Raw genomic sequence first — 15308 nt, 5'->3', positions numbered from 1 at the left:
ATGAAAAAAGGAGCTCAATGAGCTCCTTTCTTTTTGACTTGTATCCTATTAAGAAATAGGTTCCAAATATTGCGCATAGCAATATCCTTCTTCACCATCTTTCGTACGAACTAACCACCATTGGTCATTTGCGCGACTGATAAGGGTAATTACCTCATCTTTCGCCGCTTTACCAACGATTGGCTGATCTGTTCCTGGTCCTTTACGAATGTTCAAGTTGCTGCTTTCAGTAATTACGCGAACTTGCTGTCCGGTAACCGCTGTAGAAACATCTACATTCATCACGACATCGCCAGATAAGAAATTAGGGTCGATCTGGTTGTAGATATCCCATAATTTGTTTTTGACGTCAGCATTTGGTGCTGTACCACGGATTTGTAATACACCATCCATCTCAGCGACTTGTAATCCCTCGATACCCGAAGTATTCGCCGTATCGATCAATACTTTATATTTATTCTGTAAACTCATAATTTGCTATTTTACGATTAAACCTGACATATCAACTTTCTTAGGATTCAAAGCATCTAATCCCATTTTTAAAGCTTGTACGCGTGCTTGCTCCAACTCTCCAGTCACTGTAATAACACCATCAACTACCGCTGTTTTCACTGACGGGAAGTCTTTAGTAAAGTCAGTAACCTTAGCCTGAAGATCAGCATCATTGCTGTTTACTTCAATTGTTCCAGTAGGAATTGAATTAACAACAATGTTGTTAACAACTGATTTTACACCTTTTGCATCTGCGCCTTTCGCTGCAGATTCAATCTGTGCTTTTTCATCATCTGATGCTGCCGTACCATTCAAGGTTACTACACCATCTTTAACTTCTACCTGAACATTTGGATTCGATTGAATCGCAGTTTCTACTTTGGCTTTTAAATCGGCATCAGAAATTTTCGATTTACAAGCAATAGTTCCAGTTAACAATGTAACGGCAACTACCAATACAGATAAGATTTTTTTAAGATTCATAAATAAAATATTTACGTTAATTAATACTACCTAAATCTAAACAAAAAACATTTCGAAAATGTTTTAAAAAATAAATCTGATTTGAGATTAATTTTGAAAGGATTCAATCTACGGTATTGTAACAACAATTATTGAAAGGCAATAAAAATCGAAGGTTTTCGATTGAAAGACCAACAGTTATGAAAGTTCCTGATCGGCCTGATTAGAGGAACTTTCAGAGAAATAACAAAAAAGGTTTCGATTACTGAAACCCTTGGCACTCTTCTTAGCGTAATTCTTGAATCTTAAAGGCTTTACCGTTGAAATTGACCTCATCGTTATTCTTCTTTCCAAACAAAGCCTCTCCTATTGGCGATTGCTTTGAAACGACCATAACGGTCTCAGCACCTACTTTGAGCGGACCGATTGAGGTAGCTATTAAATAATTAAATTGATCGGTCATGACTAAACTTCCCATCCCGACAAGCGCATTGCTTGATTCTGGAAGATTAATTAATATATCTAGGTCTCTATTGGCTTGGTTGAGCTGGCTTTGTAGTCGCGACAACTCCTGTTGCGCCATTTCGCGCGAAGTCTCGTACTTGTCCCCCATACTACTCTTTGTATCATTGATTATCGCATCATTAGCAGCATCAATAGCAACCTGAATTTCATCGACCCGAGTTTGCGTCTTTTCCAAACAAAGTTCTACGATTTCCTTCTTATCAATCATATTTATTGGATCTCCATTTTATTTGAATAAAGAAAGCGCCAAATAAATTTGGCGCTTCAATTAAAAACCTAATAACCAATTAATTATAATTAATTAAATTAGTTTAGTTTTTCAAAGCTTCTTTTACGTTGTTAAGCTTTCTTTCTGCCTCTTTACCAGCTGCATCAACTTTATCTGCTGTTTTTTCAGCAGCATTATCGATTGCTTCGCCAGTTTTGTGAGCAGCGTCTTTAGTAGCATCTACAGCGTTGTTAACACCTGTTTCTACTGCTTGACCTGCTTCTTTAGCTGCAGCTTTAGTTTTTTCCCAAGCAGCGTTAGCATCGTCTAAAGCTTTTTGAGCAGCTTCTTGAGCTTTCTTGTCTCCGCTTTTTACAGCAGCGTCAAGGTCAGCTTGCGCTTGTTTTGCTTTAGCTTCAGCATCTGCTAATGCTTGATCAGCTTCTGCATGTAGATGACCAGCATGCTCGTCAGCAGTTTCTAATGAATGATCTAAGTGCTCTCCTACTGTAGTATCACCATCATGATTTTTATCTACTGATGAAGTATTGTTACATGCTGAGAAAGTAATCGCGCATGCAACCGCTGCTAATAATGCAATTTTTTTCATGTTTTAATTTTTGCTTTTGGTTAACATTTTACAATGATGCTAATCTACAATATTTGTACCAAAAAAATTACTTCGGATATACGGTTCCTTTTGCAGCTTCTAATGTGTTTTTCAACAGACCGATAATAGTCATTAAGCCTACTCCGCCCGGTACTGGAGTAATCCAGGATGCCTTAGGAGCAACCGCTTCAAAATCAACATCACCATATAGCTTGAAGCCGGATTTTGTTTCGGTTGAAGTCTCACGATTGATACCCACATCGATAACAATAGCACCTTCTTTTACCATATCTCCGGTTACAAAGTTTTTCTTACCGATTGCAGCAACAACGATATCACCTTGAAGAACTTCTTCTTGAAGATTCTTCGTGCGGCTATGCGTCAGTGTCACTGTACAGTTTCCAGGCTGGCTATTGCGCGCTAATAAAATACTCATCGGCGACCCAACGATATTGCTGCGTCCAACAACAACCGCTTTCTTACCAGCAGTATCTATACCATAATGATCTAGCATCAACATGATACCGTAAGGCGTAGCAGGAATAAAGCATGGAAGATTTCTTTGCATACGACCTAAATTGATCGGATGAAATCCATCAACATCTTTTTTATAATCAATAGCTTCTGTTACTTTCTCCGGATCGATATGCTTTGGTAATGGCAATTGAACAATTAAACCATCGATGTTTTCATCTTGATTAATCTCAGCAATCTTTGCAAGCAAAGCTTCTTCAGTAATATCATCTTCGTAATGAAGATTGGTAGAATCAAAGCCAACTTGCTCACAATTTCTCATCTTGCTAGCAACATAGGTTTCACTTCCGCCATCATTGCCCACTAAAATGGCAACCAAATGGGGCTTACGGCCCAGTGTTGCTGTCAATTCAGCGGCTTCTCTTTTGATATCTTCTTTCAGTTTTGCAGAAACTTCTTTTCCGTCAAGTAACTTCATGTTATAAATAGGTTGATGTAATAATTAATCTAACTTCAATACGGCCATAAATGCAGACTGTGGAATTTCCACATTACCTACCTGGCGCATACGTTTTTTACCTTTCTTTTGTTTCTCAAGGAGCTTACGCTTACGAGAAATATCACCACCGTAACATTTCGCTGTTACGTCTTTACGTAATGCAGAAATAGTTTCACGAGCAATAATCTTAGCACCAATAGAAGCTTGAATACGGATTTCGAACTGCTGACGTGGTAATAACTCTTTCAACTTCTCACAGATCTTTTTACCAAAATCATAAGCATTGCTACGGTGAATCAATGATGATAGGGCATCAACAGGCTCATCGTTCAAGCGAATATCCAACTTCACCAAATCAGAAGTACGGTAGCCAATTTGATGATAATCAAATGAAGCATAACCTTTAGAAATGGTTTTTAACTTATCATAGAAATCGAATACAATCTCACCCATCGGCATTTCAAACACCAACTCGACACGGTCAGAAGTCAAATAGGACTGGTTTACGATTGTACCGCGTTTTTGAATACAAAGCGACATTACTGGACCAACGAACTCAGCCTTGGTAATGATGTTTGCTTTAATATAAGGTTCTTCGATAGAGTCTAGCTTGCTTGGGTCTGGTAGATCCGAAGGGTTGTGGACAACCACTTCTTCATTTCCTTTGGTTAAATAAGCACGGTAGGATACGTTGGGAACAGTGGTAATTACCGTCATATCGAACTCGCGTTCTAAACGTTCCTGGATAATCTCCATGTGCAACATGCCCAGGAATCCACAACGGAAACCAAAGCCTAATGCAGCAGATGATTCCGGTTCGAATACAAGCGAGGCATCATTCAATTGCAAACGATGCATAGACTCCCTCAGTTCTTCGTAATCCTCCGTATCTACCGGATAAATACCGGCGAATACCATCGGCTTCACCTCTTCGAAACCTTGAATTGCCGATGCACAAGGACGATCGCGATGTGTGATGGTATCTCCAACCTTTACTTCACGAGCTTCCTTAATACCAGAGATAATATAGCCTACATCGCCAGTCTTGATCACCTCTTTCGGAACTTGATTTAACTTCAAAGTTCCAACCTCATCAGCAAAATATTCTTTTCCGGTCGCCACAAACTTTACGCGATCCCCTTTTCTGATTTCACCATTCTCTACTTTAAAATACGCCATGATACCACGGAATGAATTAAATACAGAGTCGAAAATCAATGCTTGTAAAGGAGCCGTAGGGTCTCCAACTGGAGCAGGAATACGGTCGATGATAGCATCTAAGATATTAGGGATACCTAGTCCTGTTTTTCCGGATGCTGGGATAATATCTTCACGTTTTCCGCCGATAAGTTCTACGATCTGATCTTTGACCTCCTCAGGCATAGCGCCTGGAAGATCCATCTTATTTAAGATAGGAATGATTTCTAAATCGTGTTCAAGCGCCAAATATAGATTGGAAATAGTCTGAGCTTGAATACCTTGAGAAGCATCTACAATCAATAATGCCCCTTCGCAGGCTGCGATAGAACGGGAAACCTCGTAAGAGAAATCCACGTGTCCGGGAGTATCGATCAAGTTTAACACATAGGTTTGTCCATCTCTCACATATTCCATTTGGATGGCGTGACTTTTTATGGTGATACCTCTTTCTCTCTCCAAATCCATGTTATCCAACAACTGAGCTTGCGCTTCGCGTTGAGAGATGGTTTTGGTAAACTCTAACAATCTGTCTGCCAAGGTACTTTTGCCATGGTCAATGTGCGCGATAATACAAAAATTGCGTATATGCTTCATATAGGTTATTATGCCTTCAAATTAATTCGCAAATATAATTTTTTTAAGCGAGGTTTTCTCTTAAAAGTTAGCCGATTATTCTATTTAGCGAGTTTATTGTTAGGCACTTCATTGAAACGCTGTGATATGAGCAACATTGTAAGACTCAATACGATGAGAATAGATGCCCATAATAGAGAAGTATGTGTGAAGGTGAAGTTCCAATGGTAGATACCGCCGATTCCTTGCAAAGCCAGCGCAATTTCATTAAACAATACACCAATCAACAAGAAAATGATAGTATAGTGAGTCAATTTCGAAACATTCAGCATGCCTTGGCTAAAGGCCAAGCCAATGAGAAACATTGATATATTGACGAGCAATACTAGATGCAAATAAGCGATAGCAATTGGTCTAAAACCATAAACCAAAACACTCATGGAAGGTATTATGGAGAAGCCTTGGAGGATCATCTTTGCAGAAACGCCAAGCGCCACTATAATCCACAATACGATCATACTGCTTGACTTCGAAATCTGTATCAGTCTCATTGCCTTCAGACTGCCACTTAGGAACCAAAGCCAGCACAGCCCTTGTAACAACACAGTCGCGAACACAACATAACCTACATAGGCTGGCATTCCTTTCCACCACAATATCGTCAGAAAGTAAGTCGGAATCAGCGTGAGTGAGAATAGATACTGGGCATACTTCGGAAAAAAGGAATGTCCTGTGTTTCGAATCAACCAATGATAAAATAGTGCTAAACATCCGAAAAAGAACCATCCATTGTATTGGAAATGCAGATAGAAATAAATCGATGCCTGCTGCTCAAAGGGGTTTTCCTGATGGCTTGCTTTGAGGTAAATAAGATAAAAAGTCCCTAATGCTGAAATCGCATTACTGATAATCGCGACATAATACCAATGCTTAATTGAGCTTGCGATTTCTGCTGATTTTAAGTCTTCCCAGAACTTCGCGATGAATGCGAAAGAGACAAATAGCGATAAGGTAGAGAAAATGATCGAGAACAAGGCATAGCCCTGAGCAGTAAATGCCACCAACATACAGACCGACGTGATCATGTTGAGATAAAGTAAAACAGCGTAAGGCTTCTCTACGCTATCAGTCGCCTTGTGTCCCTTCAGGAACATCGGCATAAACAGCATCAAAGCCATCGATACCCATGCCGTAAATGCGAAATGAGAATGCGCATGCAGTAAGTTCTTCTGCTCTAACCAAGCTAATGGGAATAGGAATTTATAGCGCATCAGCGCTCCATAAACGCCTACTATAAGGAAATTTATGAGTGCAACGTAGAACCATTGCTTGTAGGAAACTTTGAACAATTTCTCCATTATCTTTCATTGAATCCGAACGCGCAAAATTCCAGCCTGCTACGTTCTATAACAAAGATAAAGTCCGAATACTCATTAGGAGCTGATTGTTGTCAGCTAGAAAAGTGATATATCACCATAGAACCTATTGTTCAATGGGAAATAACACTTGGAACTCGGTTCCCATTCCAATCTTACTATCGACTTTGATTTGCAGATCCAGCTTATCTGCAATAGTCTTCACAATCGTAAGTCCTAAACCAGTTCCTTCGAAGTCGATGGCATTGTCGAGACGCTTGAACGTATCGAAGATAGATTTGAGATCTTCATCTGCAATACCAATTCCATTGTCGCGAATAAAATATCGGATGAATTCGCTTCCCTTTTCAGCGTAAATCTCAACGGCAGGATGCTCAGCACGCGCAGAATACTTGATCGCATTTCCGATTAGGTTCTGGAACAGTTGGTAAACCAATGTCTTATGACCATATACTGGTAACAACTCCCCTATCTTTACCTGCGTAGAATCCGCATCATATCGCATTTTACAGAAGGTCGTAATCTGATCAATAGAGCTGCTGACATCAACGAGCTCCGTTTGATAACTGAATGATTTAATTTTGGAAAACAAGTGTATAGCAACTAACAGTTCCCCGATAATATCGACCGCACTCTTCATGTTTTGAAGCATGCGATTTCTAAGATCTAACGGCATATCAGGGCGTTGAAGTAACATCTGCACCGATAGGTTAATTGCCGATAAAGGATTCTTTACGTCATGGCTTACTGTGTAAGCATAGGAATCTAACGCCCTATTCAAACTCACGACCTCTTCATTCAAACTACTCAGCTCTAATGACATCTGATTCATACTGGTCTTGATCAGCTTCCTGAGGCGAGCGAAGTAATACAGGTCGCGTTCTGTCCAGCGCTCTGACGTTCCTTCGATCGTATGGTGCCAAACATCAAAATGCTTGTGCGGCTCGGTCGTAAAAGTCTCATTAGGCTTTGGATTCATCAAGTGACGAGTCGGAGTATCCATATAAGTACGCTTGACGATCGACTCCTTTCTAAAAAAATATAAAGTAAACTGCCGATTTGACTCGATATCTACCTTTGCAATTCCAGCAAAACGGCTCATATCAATACCTAACTCCTCCCCGAACTTCCAGGTAAACTCCTCGTCCGTATAAACGTACTGATCCGTCTCACGGAGGATAAGTCCCTTCAGTTGCTTTAATTTCTCGCGGCCAATATTGATTTGGTGAGCATATATCTGATCTCCAGAAGCAATCAGCATAGCATCCGCATTGGCGAATTGACACAAAAGTTTACTTAGAGATCCTAAGACAGCAAGCATATCCTTTTTTAGAAGCAACTTCTCCTTCAGCAACAATTCGAAGTTTCGAATTCGTTCGTTGAACTCCCTCTCCTGCACAAACTGTTCATCTGCGAAACGAGTTGATGCCCACTGAATCATGTAGACAAAAGCTTCGCGCTTGATTAGATTGATCCTAGTTGGGCGAACGTTTTGGCAAAAAATCAATCCCCAGATCTGATCATCAATTAGAATTGAAAAGCTTAAGTTACAGCCTATCCCAACCTTCTTTAAGTGGTCGCTATGAACCTTTGCCAAGGTCCGGATGTTGGTACTCAATAAGTCAACGTGGCTACCATCTTTACTGATGATACGGATGGGCTCTTCGTAGATATCATGGGTCAATCGGCATAGGTTTTTGAGATGAACCTTTCTTGCCTGCGCCAAAACTGCAAAATCCGACTGATATAACCCGATGATGCTTTCTAAGTTGTCATTATTTCTCGTCTCCGCGATAATCTTCCCATACCCACCTTCGATAAATTGATATACTGTAATTCGATCATAGCCTAAGACCTTGCCCATATAATCGCTCAGGTGCTGCCAAATACCCTTGGTATTTTCCATTAATATCTGTGCAAAGGATTCGAACTTCGGGAAATACACCTGTAGATCGGCAACTTTAATTTCAAACTCAAAGTAAACGGAGTGCTCATTCCGATAAACGCTTAAATAACACCCTCTCTCCAGCAACCTGATCTCTAATAGATTACGATCATTCTCCTCCGCTATAATTTGTCTGACAGCTTCCTGAATATCAATCTGGTAATCTTGAAAATAATGATCGATCAAGAATGAAAATGGGCGATCAAAAAGTGTATTGACATCTCGTTTTAACCAATCAGAACAATTCTCACTACCTGCAGTGATATTTAAATCTAAATCTGTAACAATCAGATACCCAAAACTTTGGATACCATCATAAGACAGCTGCTTCTGCAGGTCGATAGAGGAAGAATTAAGCATGCGTATTGGTTAGTTAGTTTGTTAATCTTTACAGCGTAAAGATAAGGAGTTTCTTTGAACAACAGTAAAAAAAAGCGTCAGTTAAAATGGAAACTGACGCTTTTCTATCTTTTATGACTTAGCTAATCTTATCCGATACTCGGGATGTTTACTACTTCATTGGTATCTTTTTCGTAATCAATTTCATCGAAATTGAATCCAAATAATTGGAAGAAATCATTGCGGTATCCAGCAATATCAGAAATCTCTTCTAAGTTTTCTGTTGTTGCCTGTCCCCACAATACAGCAACCTCTTTTTGAACATCTTCGCGCATCTCCAAATCGTCTACACGAATTCTTCCTTTATCATCCAATTGCAAATCAGAACCATTGTACAAGCGCTCTGCGAATAAACGTTGCATTTGCTCAATCGTTCCCTCATGTATTCCTTTTGCTTTCATCACTTTGTATAATAGCGAAATATACAAAGGCACAACAGGAATAGCAGAACTTGACTGTGTAACCAATGCTTTATTTACAGAAACATAAGAAACACCATTTAAATCCTTCAATATTTCGTTTAACGCAGGAACCGTCGCTTCCAAGTTGTCTTTAGCACGTCCGATTGTACCGTTACGGTAAATTGGATAGGTAAGCTCAGGGCCAATGTAAGAGTAAGCTACAGTCTTCACGCCTTCAGCTAAAACGCCGGCAGCTTTCAGTTCTTCAATCCAGAACTTCCAATCTTCACCTCCCATTACCGCAACAGTATTTTCGATATCCTCTGGATTTTCAACCGGGTTGATCGTAATGTCAGAAACAACACCTGTGTGGAAGTCAACAGTCTTATCAGTAAATGGCTGATCGATCGGTTTCAACACGGATGCATGTGCCACACCTGTTTTAGGATGTGTACGGCGTGGTGAAGCCAATGAATATACAACAAGGTCAACTTGTCCTAAATCTTTCTTAATTAACTCAATAGTTTGCTGTTTGATCTCGTCAGAGAAAGCATCACCATTGATACTCTTTGCGTATAATCCGGCAGCCTGTGCTTCTTTTTCAAAAGCAGCGGAATTATACCAACCTGCAGTACCCAATTTACCTTCAGATGCTGGTTTTTCAAAAAACACACCAATGGTTGCAGCATCAGAGCCAAAGGCAGCAGATATACGAGAGGCAATACCAAATCCCGTAGAAGCACCGATTACTAATACCTTCTTAGGACCGTCAGCAATCTTGCCTTTAGATTTCACATACTCGATTTGATTTTTAATATGTTGTGCAGCACCTTCAGGATGCGCTGTCAAACAAATAAATCCTCTTGTTCTTGGTTGAATAATCATCTTTTTTTAATCTTTCAAAGTTGAATAATTAGTTACAAAAGTAGTTAAATTTTCAAGGAAACATCCTTCTACCTTATTTTTTATGGAAGTGTCTGTCTTTCAAAGGCCATTAAAAACTTTCAACGCTGTTGCTGTTTCAACGGCAATATGAAAGTTAATTTAAGGAGGTCTTTAATTGGACTCCCTCGCCTTCTTTAGCGGGAATTTCCCTCAAGTTTACTTATTTTTTCACGAATTCACTGTATAACAATCGGATAACGTCTTTAGACAACATAATATCGTCGTCGCTATCCTGCGTAGGGATGCAACCATTCGTTATAACAATGAACCCAAATTTCTTCTTAGGTTCAAAGAACATATTACTGTAAAGACCATATGCAGAACCCGTATGTCCGATCATATGTTCTCCAGGAATAAGTTTATCTGTCTCTAAAAGTGCTAATCCATAATGTTCTTTTGCAGATAAACCCTTTTGCATACGTTTCGCGCTTTTCTTGCTAATGATCTTTATTCCCCTAGATTGACCGTAATTCATATGCATCGTCATATACTTTGCAAGATCATTTGCAGAAATTTTCATCCCACCGGTCGGCGAAAATACAGGCGTAGAAACACCCATGGTATAATTCCGGATCTCCTCAGATCGCGGATTATAAGCCGATGGCTGTGCTTTAAAAGTTCCATCCTCTTTAACATAGAGCGTCGCAAATCTCGAACGATCCAATGAATCGACGCAATAGCCTGCGTTTAAACCCAAAGGACTTAATATCTGTTGCTTGATATAATTATCAAAGCGCACATTGCTCAGGCGCTCAAGTACCGCCCCTACCATATTGAAATTCAAGTTGCAATATTCGTAATCCGTTCCTGGCTTATAGTCATTGTAAGACTTCGCCCAATTCGGATTCTTTTCTGGATTGATGACATCTAATTCAAAATATCCATTGCTATCGTTAATACTCGAACGATGCGATAAAACCATTTCCAAGGTAATCTTCGTATCTGGATATTTTGGATTTCTAATTTTGAAGCCCACTAGATCACTAAAATCATCTGTCAGGGAGATCTTCCCCTGTTCAACCAGTTGCATAATCGCTGTTGCACTAAAAGACTTTGAAATGGAAGCAATGCGGAATAGGTTGTCTGTCGTCAATGGCTCTTTGTTCTCCAGATTCTTATAGCCTAGCGCTTGCTCGTATACCGGCTTGCCGTCTTTCACTACCACAACCGCTAAACCCACAGCCTCATATTTATTCGCTACGTCTTTTAATTTTTGTTCGAAGCCTGTGGATTGTGCGAATACTTGGCTACTGATAATCAATCCCACGCAGGCAAAGGCAGCTTTCTTTGTAATTTGATAGATGTTCTTCATGTATGATAATATTTATACGAGTGTGAGACCGTACTTCAGTCCGAATGCGACGAGCATCCCTAATCCGAAACTAAGTAAAGTACCGATCATCACGTATTCTGTAAACTTGGTGTCGCGTGCATTCGTAAGATCTCCAAAACGGAAGATCGATTTTGCCGCCAGTAAAAATCCAATACCTTCATTTAATCCTAACAGGACAAAACCCAAGATCATTAAGCGCTCCATTACTCCGATAACCGTGCCGGCATCAAATAAGGTCTCACTGCGCTTACTGTTAAAATCAGCTTCCTTTTGCCACTTGCTAAAGAAGACGCGGATAACGATAGGTATAGCAAACACGATAAGAATTATCGTGATCAGCAACAACAACAGTTTATTCCAATTGACCAGTTCCATTAGTTCCGTCCAAGCGCTGGGTGTCCAATAGAAATAAATAGCCACTATACTAGCAATATGCAGTAGCTGATCGATAATGAATAGACGAATTGGGTTTACTTTCCAACGATTCTCTACACCGATTTTGATGCTGTCTATTGCCAGATGAGAGGCCAATAAGAAGACGATGTTCTGCCAGTTATTCGCTAAGTCATTGATAAAGAATAGCAATAACAACGCGCCATGCATCCCAACATGATAGAATAAGTATTGTATTTGCGTATTTCGCTTCTGTACCCAGGACTTAGGTTGCAAAACAAAATCCCCGATCAGATGGGCAATAAACATCTTAAGCAGACTTGTCAACATAGCGTGCGAGTTGTTTGGTGCAATATTGTATTACTTGATCCAGTTTTGTATAATTCGCCTTATTGAGCTCACGGCTCACTTGGCTTTGATGAGTTCGCTTCAGCAGTTGCGTGATTTCCAACTGACTTTTGTCGGGATGATCCATCACCATCTGCACAGCTTCCGCCATGTTTGCAGTCCATTGATCCACCAAACGCGTACTCAGCGTTAAAATCAAGTTGATTTGTTCATCTAACTCCTCCCATGGGGATATAAAGGCTAGACTTTCTTTATTCAACGAGTCCAATGCTTTGCCCGAATTCACAAATGCCTCGCCGCTGGTTTTTTTGATACTGGAATCTCGGTAGCTAATCTCTCCTACACCGATCCCCATACGGACATCCATCCCCTCCTTTTGTCGAATTACAGACTTTAGGTAAAATATACTCGAAAATAAATTTGACAAGGGAAGTTCCGCCTGAAAGCTGTCGCCTCGAAAGACATCAAAATCCGTACTATATAGCTTTAAGGCCTGTTCCAATTGTGGAAGCCATTCGCTGCTATCGTATTTGCGAGAATGAATAATGTCGCCAGTAATTACTAAATGAAATGTCATAATTATTTCGTTTATCGCTGGTAGATGCTTTCAGGGCTTTTTGATTGCCTAAAGATAAGCAAATCCATCATATGACCAAATTTAATCAAATATCAAATTATGACTCATATAAGTCATAATCTCAAATATGATTAAAATAAGTCATAATTCCAAATATGATTAAAATAAGTCATAATTTAATATTTGACTAAAATGAGTCAAAAAGAAAACAAAATACCCCTAAGAATCGTTATCTCTACAAGCAAACAAAGCATAATATTTAGTAAATTGCTTAGATCAAACTATAAACTATGACGAACTATTCGAAGCTATTAACAGCAAAAAGCAATTTTAAAATAAAAGAACACCCCACAGATATTCGTGATGAAATCAATCCCGACGACGCAAAAGCGGAGCTGAAAAAGCTTCGCAAGAAAATAGCAGAGCTACAAGATAAAATGTATGCACACGATAAATACAGTGTATTGATCTGTCTGCAAGGAATGGATACCTCAGGGAAAGATTCGCTGATCAGGGAAGTTTTTAAAGACTTCAATGTTCGCGGTGTTGTTGTTGAAAGCTTCAAGACACCAAATTCCAAAGAACTAGAACACGACTATTTATGGCGCCACGAGATCAAGCTTCCGGAAAAGGGAAAATTCGCTGTCTTCAATAGAACGCATTATGAAAATGTGTTAGTAACAAGAGTACATCCAGAATATCTATTAAACGAACGAATCCCCCATATCAACAATCCGAAAGATCTTCCAAAAGACTTTTGGAAAATGCGTTTCGAACAAATCAACAATTTCGAACAACGCGTTGTCGAAAATGGAACTATCGTATTTAAGTTCTTCCTCAACCTAAGCAAGGAGGAACAGAAAGACCGACTTTTGAGCCGACTAGAAGAAGAAGAAAAGAACTGGAAGTTTTCTCCCGGCGACTTAGAAGAAAGAAAACTATGGGACAAATACATGGAATGCTATGAAGATGCGATCAAAAATACCAGCAAAAAGAATGCGCCTTGGTATATCATCCCTTCAGACAGCAAACCTGTAAGCCGATATCTAGTCGCACAAATTATCTACGAAGTCTTATCGACCTACCAGGATATACAGTATCCGGAAATGGAACCGGAGGTCGAAGAACATAAAAGAAAATATAAAGAACAATTGGAAGCCGAATAAGCTTCCAATTGTGTTTTAGAATATTAAGTTAGAAATACCTCCATCTAAGGGTATTGAAGCACCTGTAAGGAAAGACGCATAGGGCGACGCTAGGAATGCTACTAAATAGCCGTACTCCTCCGGTTTACCCAGTCGCTTCACAGGAATACTATCCCTTCTACGCTTCTCGATAACCGCGATATCAAGCCCCTCCTGCTCGGCCTGTTTTTCCATCAAGCTGTAAAGTCTATCAGTAGCGAAATAACCCGTCAATACCGAGTTCACTGTAATCCCATCCCTTCCTACCGCATTCGCTAAAGATTTGCTCCAACTCACTAAAGCCGTACGCATCGTATTGGACAGCACCAAGCTATCCTGTGGCTCTTTAACCGTCATCGAAGAAACATTGATAATTCTACCATAGCCCTGTTGCTTCATATGCGATAAAGCAAGATTGCTGGTATAAACCGCTGTTTGAAACAACAGTTCAAAAGCAGCCTGATAATCTTCCTCCTCTTTCGACAGCACAGTCCCTGCCGCCGGACCATTCGTATTATTGACGAGAATATCGATCTGATGTGATTTAAAAAAGCCAGCAATTATTGTCTTATGCTTCTCAAAATCCATAAAATCAGAAACGACATAGCCATGCTCTTGGCCCGCATTTTTATCTAACTCAGCAACTACTTTCTTCAGCTTTTCTTCATTCCGCGCCATAATAAAAACAGTAGCTCCGCATTTCGCAAGTTCCTGCGCAATGGCTTTTCCAATTCCAGCTGAAGCACCGCCAACTAAAGCCGTTTTACCTTTTAAATCTATCTGCATCGTCATTAATGTTCTTTGCAATAAATATAGGTTTTAAAAGGGCAACCCCGAAAAAAACAAATGTGAAAATTAGATTATTCCTTATCGTTCTTCGGATATCCTTCGGCGTCTAGATCATCCCGATAATCCTCTTCATCTTTTGCCAATTCCTCATCCTTTTTCGACACTCGCAGATTCGACGCATCGGTAATCCGCATATTATTATCTTCCAGATTATCCTCCCGCAACTCGTCTAAATCTGCATACTCATCTCCTACATAAGGATTTGAGGAATCATAGGTAGAGTCGTCGTTTTCCGCGCCCTCACTGAGCGTATCGTAATTTGCAGGGTGATCCCAATCCGGATCTTTGTCGTTTACATCCAATTCATAGCTCGCATCTTCTTCGTTATACGCCAAGTCTCTAGGTTCGAAATTCGCGTCCTCTCCTTCTACATTCTTTTTATTCTTTTTCTCTTCCATGATGTTTTCTTTTTCATTGAATACTAAGAATAGAACCCCCAAATACAACAGATTGTTTTATATTATTTGGTAAGAAATACAACCCTTAAAGGTTGGAAATTAACAGAATATTAATTA

General features: G+C 39.8%; 15 protein-coding genes. 1 reads left to right on the top strand and 14 read right to left on the bottom strand.

The features are described from left to right. Positions 1-48 precede the first annotated feature (48 nt). From B2400_RS09630 to B2400_RS09575, 12 genes are all read right to left on the bottom strand, one after another. Complete coding sequence (locus B2400_RS09630; RefSeq protein ID WP_149526220.1) at positions 49-471, bottom strand: SH3 domain-containing protein; 423 nt, start codon at positions 469-471, stop codon at positions 49-51. A gap of 6 nt (positions 472-477) precedes the next feature. Continuing rightward, complete coding sequence (locus tag B2400_RS09625; protein ID WP_149526221.1) at positions 478-975, bottom strand: BON domain-containing protein; 498 nt, start codon at positions 973-975, stop codon at positions 478-480. Positions 976-1240: 265 nt separating this feature from the next. Then, complete coding sequence (locus B2400_RS09620; RefSeq protein ID WP_286651464.1) at positions 1241-1687, bottom strand: hypothetical protein; 447 nt, start codon at positions 1685-1687, stop codon at positions 1241-1243. A gap of 103 nt (positions 1688-1790) precedes the next feature. After that, the gene (locus tag B2400_RS09615) at positions 1791-2297 is read right to left on the bottom strand and encodes a hypothetical protein (RefSeq protein ID WP_149526223.1); all 507 of its coding nucleotides are present in this window, start codon (positions 2295-2297) and stop codon (positions 1791-1793) included. A 67-nt stretch (positions 2298-2364) separates the two neighbouring features. Further along, complete coding sequence (locus tag B2400_RS09610) at positions 2365-3249, bottom strand: bifunctional 5,10-methylenetetrahydrofolate dehydrogenase/5,10-methenyltetrahydrofolate cyclohydrolase (RefSeq protein WP_293932962.1); 885 nt, start codon at positions 3247-3249, stop codon at positions 2365-2367. Between the two features lie 24 nt (positions 3250-3273). Continuing rightward, positions 3274-5064 carry a translation elongation factor 4 gene (lepA, locus tag B2400_RS09605; protein WP_149526225.1) on the bottom strand — a complete coding sequence of 597 codons (1791 nt, stop codon included), beginning with the start codon at positions 5062-5064 and terminating at the stop codon, positions 3274-3276. Between the two features lie 80 nt (positions 5065-5144). Further along, the gene (locus B2400_RS09600; RefSeq protein ID WP_293932959.1) at positions 5145-6401 is read right to left on the bottom strand and encodes a hypothetical protein; all 1257 of its coding nucleotides are present in this window, start codon (positions 6399-6401) and stop codon (positions 5145-5147) included. Between the two features lie 124 nt (positions 6402-6525). Continuing rightward, positions 6526-8724 (bottom strand): sensor histidine kinase, encoded by a 2199-nt coding sequence (locus B2400_RS09595; RefSeq protein ID WP_293932958.1) that lies wholly within the window; start codon positions 8722-8724, stop codon positions 6526-6528. Positions 8725-8852: 128 nt separating this feature from the next. After that, complete coding sequence (gene fabV / locus B2400_RS09590; protein WP_293932956.1) at positions 8853-10049, bottom strand: enoyl-ACP reductase FabV; 1197 nt, start codon at positions 10047-10049, stop codon at positions 8853-8855. A 220-nt stretch (positions 10050-10269) separates the two neighbouring features. Further along, on the bottom strand, positions 10270-11421 hold the full coding sequence (locus tag B2400_RS09585; protein ID WP_293932954.1) for a serine hydrolase domain-containing protein: 1152 nt from the start codon (positions 11419-11421) through the stop codon (positions 10270-10272). A 12-nt stretch (positions 11422-11433) separates the two neighbouring features. Next, a complete protein-coding gene (locus B2400_RS09580) occupies positions 11434-12165 on the bottom strand; it encodes a DUF3307 domain-containing protein (RefSeq protein ID WP_293932952.1) in 732 nt (243 codons plus the stop codon). Then, complete coding sequence (locus B2400_RS09575; RefSeq protein ID WP_293932950.1) at positions 12146-12760, bottom strand: SatD family protein; 615 nt, start codon at positions 12758-12760, stop codon at positions 12146-12148. Before B2400_RS09575 ends, B2400_RS09580 begins: the two co-directional genes overlap by 20 nt. Positions 12761-13050: 290 nt before the next feature. Between B2400_RS09575 and B2400_RS09570 the strand changes: the two genes are divergently transcribed. Then, positions 13051-13926 carry a PPK2 family polyphosphate kinase gene (locus tag B2400_RS09570; protein ID WP_293932948.1) on the top strand — a complete coding sequence of 292 codons (876 nt, stop codon included), beginning with the start codon at positions 13051-13053 and terminating at the stop codon, positions 13924-13926. 15 nt (positions 13927-13941) lie between these two features. On the opposite strand, the gene B2400_RS09565 is transcribed toward B2400_RS09570, so the two are convergent. Both B2400_RS09565 and B2400_RS09560 read right to left on the bottom strand, forming a co-directional pair. Further along, positions 13942-14751 (bottom strand): SDR family oxidoreductase, encoded by an 810-nt coding sequence (locus tag B2400_RS09565; protein ID WP_293932946.1) that lies wholly within the window; start codon positions 14749-14751, stop codon positions 13942-13944. A gap of 53 nt (positions 14752-14804) precedes the next feature. Next, positions 14805-15191 (bottom strand): hypothetical protein, encoded by a 387-nt coding sequence (locus B2400_RS09560; RefSeq protein ID WP_293932944.1) that lies wholly within the window; start codon positions 15189-15191, stop codon positions 14805-14807. Positions 15192-15308 lie beyond the last annotated feature (117 nt).

It is taken from the genome of Sphingobacterium sp. UBA6645 (assembly GCF_002455685.1).
In the GTDB taxonomy this organism is placed as follows: Bacteria; Bacteroidota; Bacteroidia; order Sphingobacteriales; family Sphingobacteriaceae; genus Sphingobacterium; species Sphingobacterium hotanense.
This window is presented reverse-complemented; position numbering and strand designations above follow the sequence as displayed.